Source organism: Actinoplanes sp. NPDC049598 (assembly GCF_040675435.1).
In the GTDB taxonomy this organism is placed as follows: domain Bacteria; phylum Actinomycetota; class Actinomycetes; order Mycobacteriales; family Micromonosporaceae; genus Actinoplanes.
This window is the reverse complement of the sequence record NZ_JBFAOX010000001.1, coordinates 715,304-733,523: the sequence shown is the minus strand read 5'-3', so window position 1 is coordinate 733,523 and position 18,220 is coordinate 715,304. Positions and strand designations below refer to the sequence as shown.

Sequence of the window (18,220 nt, the reverse complement as noted above, 5' to 3'; positions counted from 1 at the left end):
CGATAACCCCGCCCACCTGATCATGGCCATGGCGAGCCCGGGGGTGGCGGCTCCTCGTCCGTACGGTCGGCGGCCGGCAGCCACAGCACGAACGTGCTACCCCGGCCCGGCTCCGAGTGGGCGGCGACCCGGCCGCCGTGCGACTCGACGATCTGCCGGACGATGGCCAGGCCCAGCCCTGTCCGCCGTTCCGTCCCCTTCTGCGGGCCCCGCCAGAACCGGTCGAACACCTTGGGCAGGTCGCCGGCCGGGATGCCCGGGCCCTCGTCGGCCACGGCCAGCCACAACCACGATCCCGTACGCCCCGTGGCCACCGTGATCGTCGAATCGGGCGGCGCCAGCCGGACCGCGTTGGACAGCAGGTTGCCCGCGGCCCGCCGCAGGGCGTCGGCGTCGCCGATGAGCCGCAGCCCCGGCGCCGTCGCGTAGGCGACCCGCCCGGGCGACTCCTCCCCCGCCTCGCGGGCCACCACGCTCAGGTCCAGGTCGGTGTCGGTCATCGTGCCGGCCTCACGCCGGGCCGTGGCCAGCAGGTCCTCCACCAGCCGGGACATCCGGGTGGTGGCCCGGTCGACGACCGCGACGGCCCGGCCCCGCTCCTCCGGTGTGGCGTCGGGCGCGGTCAGCGAGGCGTCGAGGTTGGTCCGGATGATGGCCAGCGGGCTCCGCAGCTCGTGCGACGCGTCGTCGATGAGCTGCCGCTGGGCCGAGAACGCGTGGTCGAGCCGGTCCAGCATGGAGTCGATCTCGTCGGCCAGGTCGCGCAGCTCGTCGCGGGGCCCGTCGAGCCGGATCCGCCGCGACAGGTCGGTCGCCTGGATCTCCCGGGCCGTCCGGGTGATCGCCCCGACCGGCCGCAGCGCCCGCCCCGACAGCACCCAGCCCACGCCGAGGCTGGCCACGAAGAGCCCGCCCAGGGCGTACAGCGAGTACTGCCGCAGGTTCCTCATCGTGTTGTAGTTGACCGCCGCCTCGATCTCGCCGACCTCGGCGAACGTGACCTGACCGAGGTACTGGCGGTTCTCGTAGAGCTTGGCCGTCCGCTCGGTGATCGGCTGCGGCTCGGTGGTCTGCGCGATCGCGATGTAGATGCCGCCCAGGGTGAGCCCGGCCAGCGCGAACAGCACCGTCGAGTAGATGACGGTCAGCCGGGCCCGCAGCGACCTCACGGCGCCGCCTCCCGCAGCCGGTAGCCCCGCCCGACCACCGTCTCGATCCACCCCTCGCCCAGCTTGCGGCGCAGCGTGCCGACGGTGACCCGGACGGTCTGGGTGAACGGGTCGGCGTTGGCGTCCCACACGTGCTCGAGCAGCTCCTCGCTCGGCACCACGTGCCCGGGCCGGGTCATCAGGTACTCCAGGACGCCGAACTCCTTGGGGGTCAGCGGCAGCGGCTCGCCGTCGCGGTCCGCCTGGTGCCGGGCCGTGTCCAGCGCCAGTGGGCCGACGGTGAGCCGGGCCGAGCCGCCGCCGGTGTCGCGGCGCAGCAGCGCCCGCACCCGCGCCAGCAGCTCGGCCAGATGGAACGGCTTGACCAGGTAGTCGTCGGCGCCGCCGTCCAGCCCGCGCACCCGGTCGTCCAGACCGCCCCGGGCGGTCAACATCAACACCCGCAGGTCACCCGGGCCGGGGGTCGGGGTCTCGCCGGTACGCACGGAGCGGCACAACGAGAAGCCGTCGCCATCCGGCAGATTCACGTCCAACAGCATCAGGTCGTACGCGTTGACGGTCAGCCGGTCGTACGCCTGGGCGACGTCGCCGGCGACGTCCACCGCGTACCCGGTACGGGCCAGTCCCACCCGGAGGCCTTCCGCCAGATCTTCCTCGTCCTCAACAACCAGAAGGCGCATCCCCCGACTGTGCGTCGGTTTCATGGGAGTTTGCTGAACCAGAGAAGGGAAGCGAGCGCCGCCCCCAAAGCGAGCACCAGACCGACGCCGATGAATCTCGCGGAGATGTCGCGCACCTCGGTCTCGTGCCCCACCGAGCTGCCGATGTCGGCGTACGCGTCGCGCAGCTCCTCGGCGCTGGCCGCCTCGAAGTACTGCCCGCTGGTGGCGTCGGCGATCGAGCGCAGCGTCTCGCCGTCCACCGGCACCTGCTGACCGCCCTCGATCGTGCCGCCCTGGGTGCCGAACGAGATGGTGTCGACCGGCACCCCCAGCTCGGTCGCGGCCCGGGCCGCCTCCGACGGCTCCTGACCGGATGTGTTGGCGCCGTCCGACAGCACCACCACGCGGGCCGGCGGCGTGTCCTCACCGGCCTGGGCGTCCAGCGTACGGATCTGGTCGAGCGCGGCCGCGATGGCGTCACCGATCGCCGTGCCCGCCCGCCCGGCCGAGCCGTCCGAGAGCCGGTCGATCCCGCGGGCCAGCTCGTCGCGATCGGTCACCGGCGGCACGAAGACGGAGGCCGTGCCGGCAAAACCGACCAGGCCCACATTGAACGGCTCAGGAAGGTCGCCGACGAACTCGTGGGCGGCCGCCTTGGCCGCCGACAGCCGGTCCGGGGCCACGTCGTCGGCCAGCATCGACCGCGACACGTCGACCGCGACCAGCACGGTGGCCCGCTCCCGGTCCACCTCGACCTCGGCCTGGGGCTGGGCGAACCCGGCCACCAGCAGGGCCAGCATGCCCAGGAACAGGCCGGCCGGCACGTGGCGGCGCCAGCCCGGCCGCTTCGGGGCGACCCGGTCGAGCAGGCGCAGATTGGTGAACCGGACGGCGTAGCGGCTGCGGCGGCGCTGGGCCCAGACGTACGCCCCGGCCAGCGCGGCCACGCCGAGGAGCAGCCACAGCCGCTCCGGGGAGAGCCAGGTCATGCTGTCCTACCTCGTTTGTTGGCATTTTTCTGGGCGGCGCGGCTCAGTCGTCGGCGCGCGTGCACGTGCCGGACTATGTCGGCGATCCAGTCGCGGTCGGTGCGCAGCGGCAGGTGCGCGGCGCCGGACCTGCGGATGGCGGTCGCGATGGTTGCCTGCTGGTGGGCGGCCGCGGCGGCGTACCTCTCCCGCAGTCGGCGGCTGGCCGTCGGCACCTCGCGGCGGCGGCCGGTCTCCGGATCGACGAGGGTGAGGATGCCGACGTCCGGCAGCTCGTGCTCGCGGGGGTCGCCGACCTGGACGGCCAGCACCTGATGGCGGGCCGCGAGCCTGTTCAGTGGCTGCTCCCAGTCGGGCGGGCCGGCGCCGAGCCCGTCCTCGTCGAGGCCGTCCAGGAAGTCCGAGACGATGACGACGAGGCCGCTGCGGGTCATCCGCATGTTCTGCAAGCCGCGCGCCAGCGACCCACTGCCGGCTGCCCGTGGGGTCTCTCCCAGCGTGCGCAGAAGGCCCATCAGAGCGGCGCGGCCACCGCGGGCCGGGTACCGCTTGTCACGGTCTCCGATCACATAGGCGCCGAGCCGGTTGCCGTTGCCCAGCGTGAGGAAGCCGACGGCCGCCACCGCCGCTACGGCCAGCTCCCGCTTCTCCAGCTCGGCGGTGCCGAAGTCCATGCTGGCGCTCGCGTCGACCAGCACCCAGGTGGCCAGCTCCCGGTCCGCGTCCACGGTCCGCACGTGCGGCACGGTCGTGCGGGCGGTCACCGACCAGTCCATCCGGCGCACCTCGTCCTCGCCCGGGCGGTACTCCCGGCTCCCGGCCGGCTCGCTGCCCAGACCGGGCAGCAGGCCGAGGTACGAGCCGTGCAGCAGCCCGTCGAGCCGGCGCGTGACCACCAGCTCGAGCCGGCGCAGCCGCCGTTCCCCGCTGTCCATCACGCGGCCTCTTGCTGTTGCTGCGGCGCGATCACCGGCAACGGCACCGCCGCCACGATCTTCTGAACCAGTTGCTCGGCCTCCACCCCGTCGGCGACCGCGTCGAAGCTGAGCACCAGCCGGTGCGCGAGCACATCCTCGGCGATCTCCTGCAGGTCGGCCGGCAGCACGTAGTCGCGCCCCCGCAGCAGCGCCAGCGCCCGGCCGGCGGCCACCAGTCCCAGGGTGGCCCGCGGGCTGGCCCCGTACGCCAGGGCCTCCGCCACCTCGGGCAGCCCGAACCGCGCCGGATCACGCGTCGCCATGACCAGCCGCACCACGTACTCGGAGAGCGCGTGATGCACGAACACGCTGCGCGCCCGCCCCTGCAACGCCTTCAACTTGCCGGTGTCGAGCACCGGCTGCGCCACCGGCCGTTCCCCGCCCATCCGGTAGAGGATGCCGAGCTCCTCCTGCTCGCTCGGATAGCCGACCACGACCCGCATCAGGAACCGGTCCCGCTGCGCCTCCGGCAGCTGGTAGACGCCCTCGCTCTCGATCGGGTTCTGGGTGGCCAGGACCAGGAAGGGCTGCGGTACGGGATGGGTGCGCCCACCGATCGAGACGTGCCCCTCGGCCATCACCTCCAGCAGCGCCGACTGCACCTTGGCCGGCGCCCGGTTGATCTCGTCGGCGAGCACGATGTTGGCCATCACCGGCCCCAGCTCGACGTCGAACGCCTCCCGCGACGCCCGGTAGATCCGCGTACCCAGCAGGTCCGACGGCACCAGGTCCGGCGTGAACTGCACCCGCCGGAACTCCCCGCCCACCGCCACCGCGAGGGTCTCCGCGGCCAGCGTCTTGGCCACCCCCGGCACGCCCTCCAGCAGGCAGTGCCCACCGGCCAGCAGCGCCGTCATCAATCTCTCGACAAGCCGGTCCTGCCCGACAATGACTTTCTTGACCTCAAACAGCGTCTGCTCGAGCAGCCGCCCGTCCGCCACGTCTTCCGTCATGCTCCCGATGGCACCATCCGCCACCGAAAAACAACCGAAGGCGTTGCCTCAGCCGGGATACTCCGCCCGAAGATCGCCGTCGAAGAGGCGCGAACAGAAATCGTTCATCCGGGCGGCGGCGGGGCTGTGCCGAGCGATGATCTCCCTGATGGGCAGCGGCACGTCCGGTGGGACACCGCCGACCGAGCACCGGCGGACGAACTCGTCGCGGGCCGGCCCGGACAGCCCGTACACCGAGGTGACGAGCCAGTTCAGCAAACGCATGGCGGCGTAGCCGGCGTCATGGCCGGCGTTGCGGGCGGCGAAGTCCCGCTCGGCGCCCGACAGGTCGAAACGCGGCGACGTGGCCAGCCCGAAGTCGACCAGGTAGAGCCGCTCGTCATCGGCCCGCAGGTTGCCGAAGTGCCCGTCCAGGTGCAGCAGCTGGCGCCGCCGCAGGAAGTCCACCATCCCGAACAGCTGCCGCTCCACCGCCGAGGCCCGGCCCACCGGGTCGGCCAGCCACCGGGCCAACCCGTCGGGAAGATGCTCGAGGAACAACACGAGGCTGGCGGTGGCGCCCGCAAGCGCCTCCAACCGGGCCCGCACAGCCCGATCACCGCCGAACTGAGCCACGACCGCCTCGACATCGAGGTGCTCATCGGCGACCGGCGGGCGGCCCGGCAGCACCCGCCAGTGGTACAGCAACGGGAACGATTCCGACTCACCCGCGAGGACACCTTCGGTGACGCTTCGCATCGCGGCGAGCTCCCGCCACGCCCCGAACCCGGGAACGGCCAGGCGGTACATGCCGTACTGCCAGCGCGCCGGCAGCCCGAACAGATTCGCCGTGCTGTACGGGCGCGCCAGCTCCACGTCGGTGATCGGAACACGCTTGACGAACACGGCCACGCCATCCACGCTCACCGTCGACGAGCCGCCACCCACGCCGACGCTCTCCACCGAGGCAGTTCGCAGCAACGCCGCCAGCTCACCGTCCCCCCGAGCCGCCAGCGCCACCCCGACCCGCTCACGACGCGAACTGCGGGCAGAAAGCACCGCCCCATCATGCCGCCCGGATCCCGTCGGCCGGGAGGCCTACCATGGCGTCGATGACGAATCCGGTGGTGCGACCAGACGACGACCCGGCCGTGGCGGAAGCTTGGCGGCTGCTCTCCGGCGTGCCGGTCGCGGTCGGCACTGCCGCCAAGAGGCTCGGCCGGGGTGGCGGGGTCTACCGGACCACGGTCACCGATCGGGTGGTCCTGATCCCGGAGGATGAGGCCCGGCTGACGGCGTGGATGCATCAGCACTTGAGCCTGACCTGGGCCGAGGACGAGGAACCGGCCGCCGTCGAGGCCACGCTTGTCCGGCGGCTGCGTCCGCCGCTGAACGTGTCCGGAGTGGAGCCTGACCACGTTCAAGCGGCCGTGGTCGCGGCCAAGCGCGCCTACGACAACTCCGTGGTCAGCCGATGAGGGCCTCGGTGATCTGCCGGGTGGTCTGGGTCGCCACGCGGGTGTCCGTGGCCGCGTACGAGCAGTAGGCGTTCAGCCCGGCCGACAGCGCCCATCCGCGGCCGCGGGCCCAGGTGGCGTCGTCCACACCGAGCGCGGCCCGGAAGACCGCGCGCGAGCCGGCCGACATCAGCGTGTACGCCATCATCATGTCGCGGGCCGGGTCGCCCACGCCGAGGCCCCCGAAGTCGATGACCGCGCTGACCCGGCCGCCGACGGTCAGGACGTTGCCGATGTGGAAGTCGCCGTGGAACCACACCGGCGCCGCCGTCCATCCGGGCGCGTCCAGGGCCGCCTGCCACACCTCGGTCATCGCGTCCGCGTCGAAGACCTCCGCCACCTGGGCGATGGCCTTGCGGGTCGCGTCGTCCCGCTCGGGCAGCAGCCGTACGTCACCCTGGGGCGCCCCGTCGGTGGGGAGGCGCTACAGCGCGCCGAGGAACCCGGCGAGCGCCTCGGCCGCCGGCCGGGAGTCGGCCAGCTCAATCGTGGCCACCGAACCCGGCAGCCACCGCGCGATCGACCAAGCCCACGGATAGCCGTGACCGGGCCGCCCCACCGCGACCGGCTCCGGCACCGCGAGCGGCAGGTGCGGCGCGAGCCGGGGCAGCCATTCGCTCTCCTTCTCGGCCTGCCCCACGGCGTCGGCGTGCCGGGGCAGCCGCATCGCCAGGTCGTCGCCCAGCCGGTATATGACGTGGTCCGATCCGGCGTTCTCCGCCGGCCGCAGCGGCAACCCGGCCCACCGCGGGAACTGGTCCCTCAGCAACTCCCCGGCCAGCGCCGGGTCGATCTCAGCGAACATCCCGCGACGTTACTGCACCCGCCCCTATGGTTTGGTCATGGACACCGGCGACGCCCTCTCGGGCGCCGGCTTCGGCCTCGTGGCGCTCTTTCTCGCCGGCTCCGGCGTGCGGGCCTGGGCGCGGCGGCATCGCAGCGACACCCAGGAGCCTCAACTGCAGGCGTACGCCCGTTTCAGTCTCGCCCTCGGCTGTGCCACCCTGGCCGCCAGTTTCCTGGTCGCCACTTCCCAGGCCGTACGGGCCGTGCTGTTGTCCGCGGCGATCGTCGCCCTGCTCGTCTCGGTCTTCCTGGAGAACCGCCGAAGCCGCCGCCTGCACCAGGACTGAGGAGGACCCGCCTCCCCGATCCCGGCCTGGGGGGGTCGGGCCGGCCGGGGAGGCGGGGGTCTTCACCGCGTGGCGGTGGCGAGCGCCGGCACGGGGCGGCTCAGCGTCAAGCCGATCACCGAGGTCGCGACCGCCAGCACGGCGGCGACGGCCCACGCCCAGCGGAAGTCGGTCACCGAGCCGGCTGTCACCCGGTCGCCGACGATCGTGACCAGCACGGCCACCCCGATCGAGGCGGAGACCTGCCGCAGCGCGTTGACCAGGGCCGAACCGGTGGCCGCCCGCTCGGCCGGCAGCGACTGGACGCTGGCCGCGATCAGCGTGCCCAGGGTCAGGCCGACGCCGGTGCCGCTCAGGAGCAGGCTGGGCAGCAGGTCGCGGACGTAGTCGGGCTGAGCCGAGACCGTCGCCACCCGCCACAGCATGCCGGTCGCGAAGAGCAGACCGCCCACGGTGACCAGCCGGCCGTGCCCGAAGCGGTGCACGGCCCGCACGGTCAGGATCGTCACGACCGGGACCAGCGCCGGCCCGGGCACCAGGGCGAGACCGGTGCGCAGGGCGCTCCAGTGCCACACCTCCTGGCACCAGAGCACATTGGACAGCAGCATGATGGCGAACGCCACACCGAAGGTCATGGTGCCCAGCCCCGACGATCCGAAGCGGGGCAGCCGCAACAGATGCAGCTCGAGCAGCGGTGTGTGATGCCGCACTGAGCGCAGGCCGAACCAGGCGCCGGTCACGACGGCCAGCGCCGCGAGCGCGAGCGTGCCCGGCGACAGCCAGCCCCAGCCGGGCGCCTCGACCAGCGCGCCCGACAGCGCCGCCACCGCCGCCGTGACCAGGACGGCGCCCAGCAGGTCGGGCAGCGGCCCGGACTCGCGGGCGGCCGGGCGGGGCAGCGCGATCAGGCCGGCGATCAGGGCGAGGGCGCCGATCGGCAGGTTCACCAGGAAGACCCACCGCCAGTCGAGCTCGACGAGCAGCCCGCCGGCGACCGGCCCGGTCGCGGCGGCCAGGCCCCCGACGGCGGCCCAGGACCGGGTCGCGGCGGTGCGGCGACCTTCCGGTACGGCCGCGAGCAGCAGCCCGAGGGACGTCGGAAGCTGCGCCGCCGCGCCGACCGCCTGCAGCACCCGCGCCGCGACCAGCCATCCGAGCGTCGGGGCGGCCGCGCAGGCGACCGAGGCCACGGTGAAGATCACGACGCCGGCCAGGAAGACCGGCCGCTGCCCGATCCGGTCGCCGAGCCGCCCGGCCACCACGAGCAGGGCGGCCAGGGTGATCGCGTACGCGTTGAGCACCCAGCTCAAATCGCCCAGCGAGGCCCGGAAGTCGGCGCCCATCGCGGGCAGGGCGACGTTGACGATCCAGAGGTCCAGGTTCGTCATGAAGACCGCGAGCGTCACCACGAGAATGGCGAGGCGGCGGTTTGATTGTCCAACCACGGCTTAGGTTGGAAAATCAAACCGTGTCATGCTCGGGAGGTGACCGACATCCGCCGCGACCCCGCCACCTTGCCCGGCCGCCCCTGCTCCGTCGCCGCCGCTCTGGAGCTGGTCGGCGACCGCTGGGCCTTGCTGGCGGTGCGCGAGATCTCGTTCGGCAACAACCGCTTCAGCCAGATCGCCCGCAACACCGGCGCCCCCCGCGACCGCCTGGCCGCGCGGCTCAAGGCCCTGACCGAGGCCGGCATCGTCGAGAAGAGTGACGGCTACCACCTGACCGAGGCCGGCCGCGACCTCTTCCCGGTGATCTGGTCATTGCTGGCCTGGGGTGACCGCTGGGCGGTGACCGAGCCCCCCGTCCGCTTCGAGCACCGCCACGACCACGAGTTCCACCCCACCACCGTCTGCGCGGAGTGCGGGGAGCGCCCCGCCCCCGGCGACCTCAGCCGCAGCATGCGCACCCCCGGCTGGACGATGACCGGCCCCGCAGCAGCCCAGTAACAGCTCTCAGTAAGCGACGGAGAAGCGGGCGCGGTGGTGGGCGCCGGACTCGATCTCGTCGACGAAGGCGATGGCGTAGTCGGCGCCGGAGATGTTCGAGTCGCCCTTCTCGTCGGTGAGCAGGATGTCGCCGCCGACCCGGAACTTGCCGGTCCGCTCCCCCGGGTTGTAACTGCCGAAAGCGGCCGCCGGGCTCACGTAGAACCAGTCCAGGGCTTCCTCGCTCGCCCGCAGAGCCTCCAGCGCGTCCCCCGCCGCCCGGGCCTCGCCCTTGTAGGCCTCGGGGAAGCTCGGCGTGTCCACCAGAGCCGGGCCACCCTCGGACACCAGCAGCGACCCGGCCCCGCCGACGAACGCCAGTCGAGCCCCGTGGGCGACCGCGGACTCGATCAGCGACGGCAGCGCCTCGATCAGCTGCGGCTCGTCGTCCTGGGGACCGAAACGCAGGGCCACCACGATCTGGTCGGCCCCCTCGGTGACACTGCGCACGAACGCGGCGTCATGAATCGTCCCGGCGCGGCCCTCGATGCCCTCCGGCAGCGTGGAGATCTTGCGAGCGACCCCGGTCACCTGGTGCCCGCGAGCCACCAGCTCGGCCCCGATGTGCCCGCCGGCATACCCGGTGATCCCGAAGACGACAACCTTCGCCATGACATGCTCCTTCTATCTCACAGATAGCAACTACCTGAAACATAGCGACCCCTGGCTGCAGCGACGACAGCTCCCCTCGGATTGTGGCCATGCTCTCGCCCCAATTGCCCGCTGTGTCGCCCCCGAGTGGCGCCTGAGCAGCAACGCAGGTGTGCAGCAGTCGGCGAGCGCGCGGCGGGTGCGGGCTGTCAGCGGCCGGGGCGGCGGCCCCAGCCGCCCTCGGGAGGTACGCCGGTGGTGATGGTGGCGAGCTCGGTGGTGGAGGTCAGGGTGCCGGTCGTGGTCAGGCCGCCGGAGAGGATGCGGTACCCGGTGTCCTTTTTCAGGGTCGGTGCCGAGAAGACGATGTTCTCGGTGGGCTTGCGGGTGGCGAAGGTGGCCAGGGCCCGACCGGTGCCGTCGGCTACCTGCAGGGTGGCGCCGACCGGGGTGGCGGTGTCCAGGGTGACGGCCAGCCAGGCCTGGGTGGAGTCCACGGCGGGGGCCACCGGCATGGAGGCGCTGCCGGTGACGAAGACGGTGCCGCCCGCCACCGTGAAGGTGCCGTTGACGTCCAGGGCGCCGTTGCCGCGGCCGGAGGGGCCGCTGACCACGACGGTGCCGCCGGTGATGGCGGCGGTGCCGTTGGAGTCGAAGCCGTCGCCCTCGGCGTCGATGACGAGGGTGCCGCCGCTGACTGTGGCGGTGTAGTCGCCGACTTCCTCGCCGGCCGGGCCGCCGCCGGGGCCGCCGCCGTCGCCGGAGGCTGCCGTCACGGTGGCGCCGGCCAGGTGGATGGCGCCGTTGCTGTGCAGGGCGTCGTCGGCGGCGGCGGTGATCAGCAGGCCGTTCTTGGAGGCGATGCCGTCGTTGCCGTTCCCGGTCACCGTCAGCGCGCCGGCGCCGCTCACGGTCAGATCGCCGGCGCTGAACAGCGCGGCGTCGACGTCCGCTTCCTGGGGGTACGAGGCGGCGTCGGCCAGCGAATTCCGGCTGCCCGGAGCCAGCACGACGTCCAGTTGGACCGCCTCGACGGCGGCGATGGCGGCGGTCGTACGGCTGGTGATCGTGACGTTGTCGAGGATGAGCGTGACGGCCGCCTTGGGCGCGCTGGCCACCACCTGGCCGGTCAGCGAGCCGGTCAGGCGGTACGTTCCGGCCGCCCCGATCGCGACCGTGCCATTGTCGATCTTGACAGCGGCCGAAGAAGCCGAGCCCGAGAGGTCGACCGTGACGGGGCCGCCCTGGTCGGCGGGAGCGTGGACAGCCTTGTCGGCGGCAAGGACGGCCGCCGCCGAGTCACCCGGCGAAGGCGAGGGTGCGGCCGGGGCGGGCGACGAGGTGGTGCAAGCGGCCAGCAGGAAGAGCGGAACGACGGCGAGCTTTCTCATGATGGGCTCCCGAAGTGGCGGCGCAGCAGCGGGCGCCAGCGGTTGGCGGGCAGATCGGTACGGAGCGCGGCCAGACCGGTCGCGTACTTGGACGGCGGGGCCGGGCGGTGCGCCAGCGACCACAGCAGACGGTCCACGGGCGACGTCAAGCGCGGCGCTGGCGGCGGTGCGCGGCCCCGAGGTAGCTGTCGAGGCCGGGGGTGTCGAAGTAGGTCGAGCGGTACGGGAACAGGCGCCGGCCGTCGATGGCGAGGATCCTGGTGTCGGGCGGCAGCGCGCCGATCAGAGCCGGCAGCGCCCCGGCCGGCAGCACGTACTTGTGGTCGAAGCGCTTGAGCAGGGCGCCTTGATCGACCAGTTCGGCCAGCGAGATCGTTCTCATGGGGCGCCGGCCACGTAGCGGACCTCGCCCAGGGTGGTGTCGTTGACCAGGTCGAGGTGGCGCACGGAGAGGTTGACCACGCGGGCGCCGAGCAGGGTCTCGAGGTGCGCACGCAGGGCGCCCTCGTCGGTGTGGGCGGTGTCGAGCTGCACGGTCTGCTGCCGGTAGCGGGCGAACAGCCGCGGGTGGTCGCCGACGAACAGGGTGGCCACGATCAGCGCCATCAGACCGCCGACCGGCAGGTCCACCCGGCCGGTGAGGCCGGGCAGCAGGCCCAGGGCGAGAGCGGCGAAGTAGTACGCGATCTCGTGCTGGGCGATCTCGTACGACCGCAGCCGGATGATTGACAGCAGCAGAAGATTCACGACGACCAGTAAGCCGGGGTTTGCTGTGCACCGGGCTGTATTTGCTGTCCGCCTTGCGGTCATTCGCCGGACTGCACAAATTAACTTAGAAACGCGTCCTGGAGGGCGAGGGTTATCGTCCATACGGACGTAGGCCTCCGAGAGACACTGGGCCGGGAGGTTGACCCGATGGCAACGAACGACAAGGAACGAGAGTTCGCCGAGATCGTCGAGCGGCTCACCACCGACTACCCGTCGCTGGCGGGCCGGCGGCGCCTTCCCCGCCGCGTGCTGGTCGCGCTCGCGGTCGCGGGCGGGCTCGTCTGGGGCCTGCTCTCGGTGGCGATGGTGGCCTGGGGCGCGTTCGGGGTGGCGCTGACCTGCACCCTGGTCGTGCTGACGGGTACGGCGATCGCCGTGGACGCCTATCGATGGCGACGACGCTGAGCCGAGGGGTTTGCGGCGGGCATGCGGCGCTTCCCTTTGAAAGGAAGCGTCTGCCATGTCCACTGCCTCCTCCGCCGGCCGCGTCGCCGCTGAGCGCTCCCCCGTGCGCACCGCGGCCCTGGCCGTCTCCATCGTGTTCCTGCTGGTCGGCGTGCTCGGGTTCATCCCGGGGGTCACGACCGGCTTCGACACCATGACCTTTGCCGGCCACCACTCCGACGCGCACCTGCTCGGCATCTTCCAGGTGTCCGTTCTGCACAACATCGTCCACCTCCTCTTCGGCCTGGCCGGGCTGGCGCTGGCGCGTACCGTCAGCGGCGCCCGGTCGTACCTGATCGGCGGCGGCGCCGTCTATCTCGTCCTCTGGCTGTACGGGCTGGTGGTCGGCCAGAACAGCTCGGCCAACTTCGTGCCGCTCAACACGGCCGACGACTGGCTGCACCTGGTCCTCGGGCTCGGGATGATCGCCCTCGGCTTCCTCACCACCCGCCGGACCGCCTCAACCCGCTGACAGCAGATGGGTGGCCTGGGGCGGGCCGTCGGCGAGAGCCAGGGCCCGCTCCTCGGCCGCCCGGTCCACACCGGTCAGCCGGCCGGTGTGCTGCCGCCAGTGCTCGTCCCAGCTCGGCACCAGGTAGGCCTCGACGAACCGGCCCGGGTCCTCGCCGTCACGGAACAACCCCCACTGCACGGCTCCGGTACGCAGCCGGCCCAGCCGGACGGCTCGCATCGCCTCGGTGAACTCCTCCTCGTGGTCGGCGCTGACCGGGTACGAGACGGTGACCAGGACCGGGCCGTCGTGCTGGTCCGGCTCCAGGACCAGGTGCGGCTCCGGCCAGTACGCGGCCGGGTCGCGGTCCATCCCGGCGGTGTCCAGCATCGGCCACCAGCGCAGCGTCAGCACGCCCGCCGCCATCACGCCGGCCGCGGCGAGGTGCGCGGCGACCAGACCGGTGGCGTCGGAGAGGGCGCCCCACAGCAGCGCCCCGGCGGCCTGGGCCCCGGCGAAGACCATCTGATAGACGGCCAGGCCGCGGGCGCGGACCCAGTTCGGCAGGAACAACTGCATGGCGGCGTTGACGCTGGACAGCACCATCACCCAGCCCACCCCGGCCGGCAGCAGGACCAGCACGACGGCCAGCTCCGAACGGGCCAGGCCGAGCACGACGAAGACCCCGGTGAACACCACGCCCGCGATCAGCAGCAGGCGGTTGACCGACCACCGGGCCCGGAGCCGGGGCAGCAGCACGGCGCCGGCCACCGCGCCCGCACCCACGGCGCCGAGCAGAACACCGTACCCGCCGGAGCCGAGACCGAGCCGCCGGCTGGCCACCAGCGGAAGCAGCGCCCAGAGGGCGCTGCCCGGGATCAGGAACACACCCGCCCGCAGCAGGATCCGCCGGACCACCGGGGAGTGCCGGACGTAACGCCCGCCGGCCCGGACCGCGGCGCCGAACCGCTCCGGGATCTCGGTGAGGCCGTCGGCGGCCGGCCGCCAGCGCCAGAGGGCGAGGACGAAGACGGCGAAGGTCAGCGTGTTGAGACCGAAGACCACCCCGGCGCCGGTACGGGCGATCAGCACCCCGGCGATCGCGGGGCCGACCGCGCGGGCCAGGTTCATGCTGATCGCGCCCAGCGCGGAGGCGTCCGCCAGCTGCGACCGCGGCACCAGCTCCGGGATCACCGCCTGCCAGGCCGGCGCGGTCAGGGCCTGACCGGCGCCGAGGGCGAAGGTCAAGGTCAGCAGCAGGGCCGGCGGCATGTGCCCGGTCAGGGTGAGCACGGTCAGCACGGCCCCGACCCCGACCAGGGCGCTCTGCACGGCGATCAGCAGCCGCCGCCGGTCCAGCGTGTCGGCCAGCGCCCCCGACGGCAGCGCCAGCAGCACGATCGGCAGGGTGCTGGCGGTCTGCACGACGGCCACCAGGGTGTCGGAGCCGGACTCCTCGACCAGCAGCCACTGCGCGCCGACGGTCTGCATCCACGTGCCGATGTTGCTGGCCAGCAGGGCGAGCCACAGGCTCCGGTAGGCGGCGATGCGCAGCGGCGCCCAGGCTTCCATGGGCCGTCGATACCCCGATTCGGCCCGTGTATTGGCGGAGATCGCGGGTAGCCGGGCCGCATGACGAACCCACAGCAGCCGTAACTGCGCCGCAGCGAGGAATCGCCGGCCACCAAGCAGCGCACCCAGGACGCGAACCCCACGGACGGGCCGCACGGCGGGCCCCACGACCGGGCCGAGGACCGTCCCGTGCCCGAAGATCAGGTGTCGCCGTACGGCAGGAGCTGACGTTTAGCACTATTTGCGATGGGCAAGCTGCGCCTCATGGAAAGAGGCAGCAGCAAGCACAGTCCCCGGGTCGACGACGCCCTGGACCGCGGCGAACGCGGCCACGACAAGGGGCGCGCCGACGAGTGGAAGATGGCCGAGCCGCCGGGCGAGGACCAGCCCGACGTGTCGGCGGTGGCCGGCAGCGAGCCCGCCAACGACCTGAGCCGCTTCGGCACCTACATCGGCCTGTCCGCCCTGCCCGGCGACCGCGAGAAGCTGCGGCAGAGCGCCGAGACGCTCGGCGCGCCGGACGACGTCCTGGCCGACATCGACAGCCTGCCGGCCGACGCCACCTACGACAACGTGAGCCAGATCTGGGCCGCCCTCGGCCGCGGCTGACGCCGGCCCAGCCGGGGCGCGCGGCTCACCTCACCAGGGCACGTCTCCGTCGCGGCTGAGGAACACGCCGGTCGGGCCGTCGTCGCCGAGGGTGGCCAGGTGCACGATCGCGTCGCTGCCCTCGGTGACCGTCTGGGTACCCTGACCGCCGTTCAGGTCGGTCGCGGTGTAGCCGGGGTCGGCCGCGTTGACCAGGATCCCCGGCAGCGCCCGGGAGTACTTGAGGGTGAGCATCGTCAGCGCCGTCTTGGCGATGGCGTAGATCGGCGGCACGACCCGCCAGTCGAACATGTCGTACTCGAGGGTGGCCGCGAACGAGCCCACCCGGGACGAGACGTTGACGATCCGCGCGTGCTCGGAGGCTCGCAGCAGCGGAACGAAGGCGTTGGTGACCCGCAGCGCGCCCAGCAGGTTGACGTTCAGCTCGGCCGCGGCGTCCTCCGCGGTGATCTGCTCCAGCGGGGCGGCGACGCTGTTGACGGCGGCGTTGTTGACGAGGACGTCGAGGCGCCCGAACTCGGCCCGCACCCGGGCCGCCGCGGCGTCCACGCTCGCCTGGTCGGTGATGTCCAGGTGCAGCAGCCCGACGCCGAGCTCGGTGGCCGCGACCCGGCCGCGCTCGGGGTCGCGCGCGCCGATGAGCACCGTGTGCCCGGCCGCCTGGAGCCGGCGGGCGGTCTCCCGGCCGATGCCCTTGTTCCCGCCGGTGACGAGAGTGATCGTTTCCATGCCCACCACCCTGCGGCCGGGCCGCGACGGGCGGAAGGCGACACCCGTCGGTAGGACTGCCGGTACCACCCGCGGGGACGGCTACGATGATCACGTGAAGGCACCGGGGTTCGGGACGCTTCTGCGCGGGTTCCGGGACCGCTGCGACGCCGACCTGACCGGCATGGTGGCCACCGCCCGCCGCGCCCCCGGCCTGCGCCGCGAGGAGCTGGCGCTGCTCGCCGGCGTCTCGGTCGACTACGTCGTCCAGCTCGAGCAGGGCCGCGCCGCCCGGCCCTCCGCGCCGGTGGTGGCCGCGCTGTCCCGCGCCCTGCGCCTGGACCGGGACGACTCCGCGCTTCTGCACCGCGCGGCCGGGCTGGCCCCGGCCACCGGGTCGCTCACGCGGGTCGTCCCCGCCGGCCTCGAGCGCATGGTCACCCGCATGCGGGAGTGGCCGGCCGCGGTCTACTCCGCCGACTGGTGGCTGCTGCGCTGGAACGCGGCCTGGACGGCGCTGCTGGGCGACTCGGCGGAGCTCCGGGGACGGGCCCGCAACGTGGTCTGGTTCGAGATGACACAGCCCAACCCCGGCGTGTGGGTCGACCCGGCCGAGGATCAGACCTACCGCGACGCGATCGTGGGCGACCTGCGGGTGGCCTACCTGGAGAACCCCGGCGACGCCGAGCTGGCCGACCTGGTCACCGCCCTGCACGAGACCAGCCCCGAGTTCGCCGAGCGCTGGACCGCCGCCCGCCCGGCCCGCTACCGGGGCATGCGCAAGCACATCGACCATCCCGATGCCGGCCCGATGGTCCTGGACGGCGACGTCCTCCAGGCCCCCGGCTCCGACCTGCGCCTGGTGGTCTACTCCCCCGCGCCGGGCACACCGGACGCCACCCGCCTGGCCCGGTTGACCACCTCGGGATGACAAATCCCGGGCCATCTGCCTTGATGGCCGGGTGACTCTGCAGGCTGTCCTCGACGAGATCGCGGCCACGTCGGCGTTCGGCGTGGTGGCCGAGGTACGTGCGGGTGATCGGGTGTGGCGAGGCGCCGGCGGCGTCGCCGAGCGTGGTTCGACGCGGCCGGCGCCCGCCGGCGCGCGGTTTCGGGCGGGGAGTGTCACCAAGTCGTTTGTGGCGGTGGTGGTGCTGCAGCTCGTCGGTGAGGGGCGGATCGGCCTCGACGAGCCGGTGGGGGCAGGATGCCGGGTCACCGTTCGGCATCTGCTGCAACACACCAGCGGTATCGCCGACTACGGCGAAAGTGAACGGTTCCGGAGTCTCTACGGCACCACGGAGGCGATCCTGGGGTTGCGTCACCGGAGCTGGACGGCGGCCGAGCTTCGCACGCTCGTCGACGGGCAGCCGTTGCTGTTCGAGCCGGGGTCGTCCTGGGGCTACTCGAGCACCAACTACCTCCTGCTCGGGCTGCTCGTCGAGCGGGTCACCGGTCGCCCGTACGGCGGTGAGGTCGAACGAAGGATCCTGCGGCCGCTCGGTCTGCGCAACACCGAGCTGCCGGGTTCGAGCCCGTACATGCGCGGGTCTCATCTGCACGGCTACCTGGGCGAGGAGGACATCACGGTGTTCGACCACTCGTTCGCCGGCGCCGCCGGGGAGCTCGTGTCCAGTGCGGCGGACCTCAACCGCTTCTACCGGGCGCTGATGACCGGGCAGTTGCTGGACGCGGCGGAGCTGGCCGAGATGCGTACCGGCTCGGCTCTGGGTTATGGCCTTGGTCTTGCCACCAGGCAGTTGGACGACGGCGCGAGACTGTGGGGGCACAACGGCGGAACCTTCGGGTACGAGACGTTCAGCTGGACCACCGGCGACGGAGTGCGCCAGGCGACCGTGGCCGTCACACCCCGGGCCGGCGGTGACACCGGTAGCCGTATGAATCAGTTCGTCGTAGCCGCTTTCCGCGAGGGACTGTCCACGGCCGGGCGGAGCTGAGCCGGGCGTGCTACAGAGGAGGGATGGACGTCCACGTCGATCGGAAGAACCACAGTGATGTGGTTGTCCGGGACATGATGGCGGCGACCTTCGGGCTGGCGGCGGACCTGCCGGGCACGGTGACCACCGGGTGCGGGCTCGAGGTGCCGCTGGTGACGACCTCGATCGAGCCGTCCAAGGTCACCTGCCGGCCGTGCCGGGTGTTCGCGCACCGCCATCATCTGGAGCTGGCCGAGCAGATCGAGCGGCTCGGGGCCATGCCGGGCAGCGTCGTGACGGCGGACAAGGTGCAGGCGGCGGCCGCGCTGCACCGGGAGCTGGCGGCGCAATACATCGATTAATTGCGATGACATGGCGAACCGGT

At 72.6% G+C, this 18,220-nt stretch carries 23 protein-coding genes and 1 pseudogene; 9 read left to right on the top strand and 15 right to left on the bottom strand.

The window, feature by feature from the left end:
- Positions 1-20: 20 nt before the first annotated feature.
- The 6 genes from AB0J66_RS03690 to AB0J66_RS03665 are packed head-to-tail and all read right to left on the bottom strand — an operon-like array spanning position 21 to position 5,788.
- The gene (locus tag AB0J66_RS03690; RefSeq protein WP_364655368.1) at positions 21-1,169 is read right to left on the bottom strand and encodes a HAMP domain-containing sensor histidine kinase; all 1,149 of its coding nucleotides are present in this window, start codon (positions 1,167-1,169) and stop codon (positions 21-23) included.
- Entirely contained in the window at positions 1,166-1,849 is a 684-nt protein-coding gene (locus AB0J66_RS03685) for a response regulator transcription factor (protein ID WP_364655366.1), read from the bottom strand. The genes AB0J66_RS03690 and AB0J66_RS03685 overlap by 4 nt, the downstream gene beginning before the upstream one ends.
- Before the next feature lie 20 nt (positions 1,850-1,869).
- Positions 1,870-2,820 carry a VWA domain-containing protein gene (locus AB0J66_RS03680; protein ID WP_364655365.1) on the bottom strand — a complete coding sequence of 317 codons (951 nt, stop codon included), beginning with the start codon at positions 2,818-2,820 and terminating at the stop codon, positions 1,870-1,872.
- Positions 2,817-3,755, bottom strand: a complete 939-nt coding sequence (locus tag AB0J66_RS03675; protein WP_364655363.1) for a DUF58 domain-containing protein — start codon at positions 3,753-3,755, stop codon at positions 2,817-2,819. The genes AB0J66_RS03680 and AB0J66_RS03675 overlap by 4 nt, the downstream gene beginning before the upstream one ends.
- Positions 3,755-4,750 carry a MoxR family ATPase gene (locus tag AB0J66_RS03670; RefSeq protein WP_364655361.1) on the bottom strand — a complete coding sequence of 332 codons (996 nt, stop codon included), beginning with the start codon at positions 4,748-4,750 and terminating at the stop codon, positions 3,755-3,757. Before AB0J66_RS03670 ends, AB0J66_RS03675 begins: the two co-directional genes overlap by 1 nt.
- 48 nt (positions 4,751-4,798) lie before the next feature.
- On the bottom strand, positions 4,799-5,788 hold the full coding sequence (locus AB0J66_RS03665) for a serine/threonine protein phosphatase (protein ID WP_364655360.1): 990 nt from the start codon (positions 5,786-5,788) through the stop codon (positions 4,799-4,801).
- Positions 5,789-5,841: 53 nt separating this feature from the next.
- On the opposite strand from AB0J66_RS03665, the gene AB0J66_RS03660 reads away from it, so the two are divergent.
- Positions 5,842-6,207, top strand: a complete 366-nt coding sequence (locus AB0J66_RS03660; RefSeq protein WP_364655359.1) for a GIY-YIG nuclease family protein — start codon at positions 5,842-5,844, stop codon at positions 6,205-6,207.
- On the opposite strand, the pseudogene AB0J66_RS03655 reads toward AB0J66_RS03660, so the two are convergent.
- Positions 6,197-7,051: pseudogene (locus AB0J66_RS03655) on the bottom strand (aminoglycoside phosphotransferase family protein). The gene AB0J66_RS03660 and the pseudogene AB0J66_RS03655 sit on opposite strands and share 11 nt — an antisense overlap.
- 37 nt (positions 7,052-7,088) lie before the next feature.
- Here AB0J66_RS03655 and AB0J66_RS03650 point away from each other — a divergent pair.
- Positions 7,089-7,379: a hypothetical protein gene (locus AB0J66_RS03650; RefSeq protein WP_364655357.1), complete on the top strand. Its 291-nt coding sequence runs from the start codon at positions 7,089-7,091 to the stop codon at positions 7,377-7,379.
- 62 nt (positions 7,380-7,441) lie between these two features.
- Here AB0J66_RS03650 and AB0J66_RS03645 read toward each other — a convergent pair whose 3' ends face one another.
- Positions 7,442-8,785, bottom strand: a complete 1,344-nt coding sequence (locus tag AB0J66_RS03645) for an MFS transporter (RefSeq protein WP_364656033.1) — start codon at positions 8,783-8,785, stop codon at positions 7,442-7,444.
- Between the two features lie 78 nt (positions 8,786-8,863).
- Between AB0J66_RS03645 and AB0J66_RS03640 the strand changes: the two genes are divergently transcribed.
- Positions 8,864-9,325 carry a helix-turn-helix domain-containing protein gene (locus AB0J66_RS03640; RefSeq protein ID WP_364655355.1) on the top strand — a complete coding sequence of 154 codons (462 nt, stop codon included), beginning with the start codon at positions 8,864-8,866 and terminating at the stop codon, positions 9,323-9,325.
- A gap of 6 nt (positions 9,326-9,331) precedes the next feature.
- On the opposite strand, the gene AB0J66_RS03635 is transcribed toward AB0J66_RS03640, so the two are convergent.
- The 5 genes from AB0J66_RS03635 to AB0J66_RS03615 all read right to left on the bottom strand — a co-directional run bounded on the left by AB0J66_RS03635 (position 9,332) and on the right by AB0J66_RS03615 (position 12,093).
- Positions 9,332-9,976, bottom strand: coding sequence for an NAD(P)H-binding protein (locus AB0J66_RS03635; protein WP_364655353.1), 645 nt, complete (start codon positions 9,974-9,976; stop codon positions 9,332-9,334).
- 188 nt (positions 9,977-10,164) lie between these two features.
- Positions 10,165-11,346: a carbohydrate-binding domain-containing protein gene (locus tag AB0J66_RS03630; protein ID WP_364655352.1), complete on the bottom strand. Its 1,182-nt coding sequence runs from the start codon at positions 11,344-11,346 to the stop codon at positions 10,165-10,167.
- A complete protein-coding gene (locus tag AB0J66_RS03625) occupies positions 11,343-11,483 on the bottom strand; it encodes a hypothetical protein (RefSeq protein ID WP_364655351.1) in 141 nt (46 codons plus the stop codon). The genes AB0J66_RS03630 and AB0J66_RS03625 overlap by 4 nt, the downstream gene beginning before the upstream one ends.
- 8 nt (positions 11,484-11,491) lie before the next feature.
- Positions 11,492-11,728 carry a hypothetical protein gene (locus AB0J66_RS03620; protein WP_364655349.1) on the bottom strand — a complete coding sequence of 79 codons (237 nt, stop codon included), beginning with the start codon at positions 11,726-11,728 and terminating at the stop codon, positions 11,492-11,494.
- Positions 11,725-12,093: a DUF4956 domain-containing protein gene (locus tag AB0J66_RS03615; RefSeq protein WP_364655347.1), complete on the bottom strand. Its 369-nt coding sequence runs from the start codon at positions 12,091-12,093 to the stop codon at positions 11,725-11,727. Before AB0J66_RS03615 ends, AB0J66_RS03620 begins: the two co-directional genes overlap by 4 nt.
- A gap of 168 nt (positions 12,094-12,261) precedes the next feature.
- Between AB0J66_RS03615 and AB0J66_RS03610 the strand changes: the two genes are divergently transcribed.
- Both AB0J66_RS03610 and AB0J66_RS03605 read left to right on the top strand, forming a co-directional pair.
- Positions 12,262-12,519 carry a hypothetical protein gene (locus AB0J66_RS03610; RefSeq protein ID WP_364655345.1) on the top strand — a complete coding sequence of 86 codons (258 nt, stop codon included), beginning with the start codon at positions 12,262-12,264 and terminating at the stop codon, positions 12,517-12,519.
- 55 nt (positions 12,520-12,574) lie between these two features.
- On the top strand, positions 12,575-13,030 hold the full coding sequence (locus AB0J66_RS03605; protein ID WP_364655343.1) for a DUF4383 domain-containing protein: 456 nt from the start codon (positions 12,575-12,577) through the stop codon (positions 13,028-13,030).
- Here AB0J66_RS03605 and AB0J66_RS03600 read toward each other — a convergent pair.
- Positions 13,019-14,581 (bottom strand): MFS transporter, encoded by a 1,563-nt coding sequence (locus AB0J66_RS03600; protein ID WP_364655341.1) that lies wholly within the window; start codon positions 14,579-14,581, stop codon positions 13,019-13,021. The genes AB0J66_RS03605 and AB0J66_RS03600 overlap by 12 nt on opposite strands.
- A gap of 264 nt (positions 14,582-14,845) precedes the next feature.
- Between AB0J66_RS03600 and AB0J66_RS03595 the strand changes: the two genes are divergently transcribed.
- Complete coding sequence (locus AB0J66_RS03595) at positions 14,846-15,190, top strand: DUF2795 domain-containing protein (RefSeq protein WP_364655340.1); 345 nt, start codon at positions 14,846-14,848, stop codon at positions 15,188-15,190.
- A gap of 30 nt (positions 15,191-15,220) precedes the next feature.
- Here AB0J66_RS03595 and AB0J66_RS03590 read toward each other — a convergent pair whose 3' ends face one another.
- Positions 15,221-15,919, bottom strand: a complete 699-nt coding sequence (locus tag AB0J66_RS03590) for an SDR family NAD(P)-dependent oxidoreductase (RefSeq protein ID WP_364655339.1) — start codon at positions 15,917-15,919, stop codon at positions 15,221-15,223.
- A 94-nt stretch (positions 15,920-16,013) separates the two neighbouring features.
- On the opposite strand from AB0J66_RS03590, the gene AB0J66_RS03585 reads away from it, so the two are divergent.
- The 3 genes from AB0J66_RS03585 to AB0J66_RS03575 are packed head-to-tail and all read left to right on the top strand — an operon-like array spanning position 16,014 to position 18,197.
- A complete protein-coding gene (locus tag AB0J66_RS03585; RefSeq protein ID WP_364655338.1) occupies positions 16,014-16,829 on the top strand; it encodes a helix-turn-helix transcriptional regulator in 816 nt (271 codons plus the stop codon).
- Positions 16,830-16,860: 31 nt separating this feature from the next.
- Positions 16,861-17,856 (top strand): serine hydrolase domain-containing protein, encoded by a 996-nt coding sequence (locus AB0J66_RS03580; RefSeq protein WP_364655336.1) that lies wholly within the window; start codon positions 16,861-16,863, stop codon positions 17,854-17,856.
- 23 nt (positions 17,857-17,879) lie between these two features.
- Positions 17,880-18,197: a hypothetical protein gene (locus tag AB0J66_RS03575; protein ID WP_364655334.1), complete on the top strand. Its 318-nt coding sequence runs from the start codon at positions 17,880-17,882 to the stop codon at positions 18,195-18,197.
- The last annotated feature ends 23 nt before the right edge of the window (positions 18,198-18,220 follow it).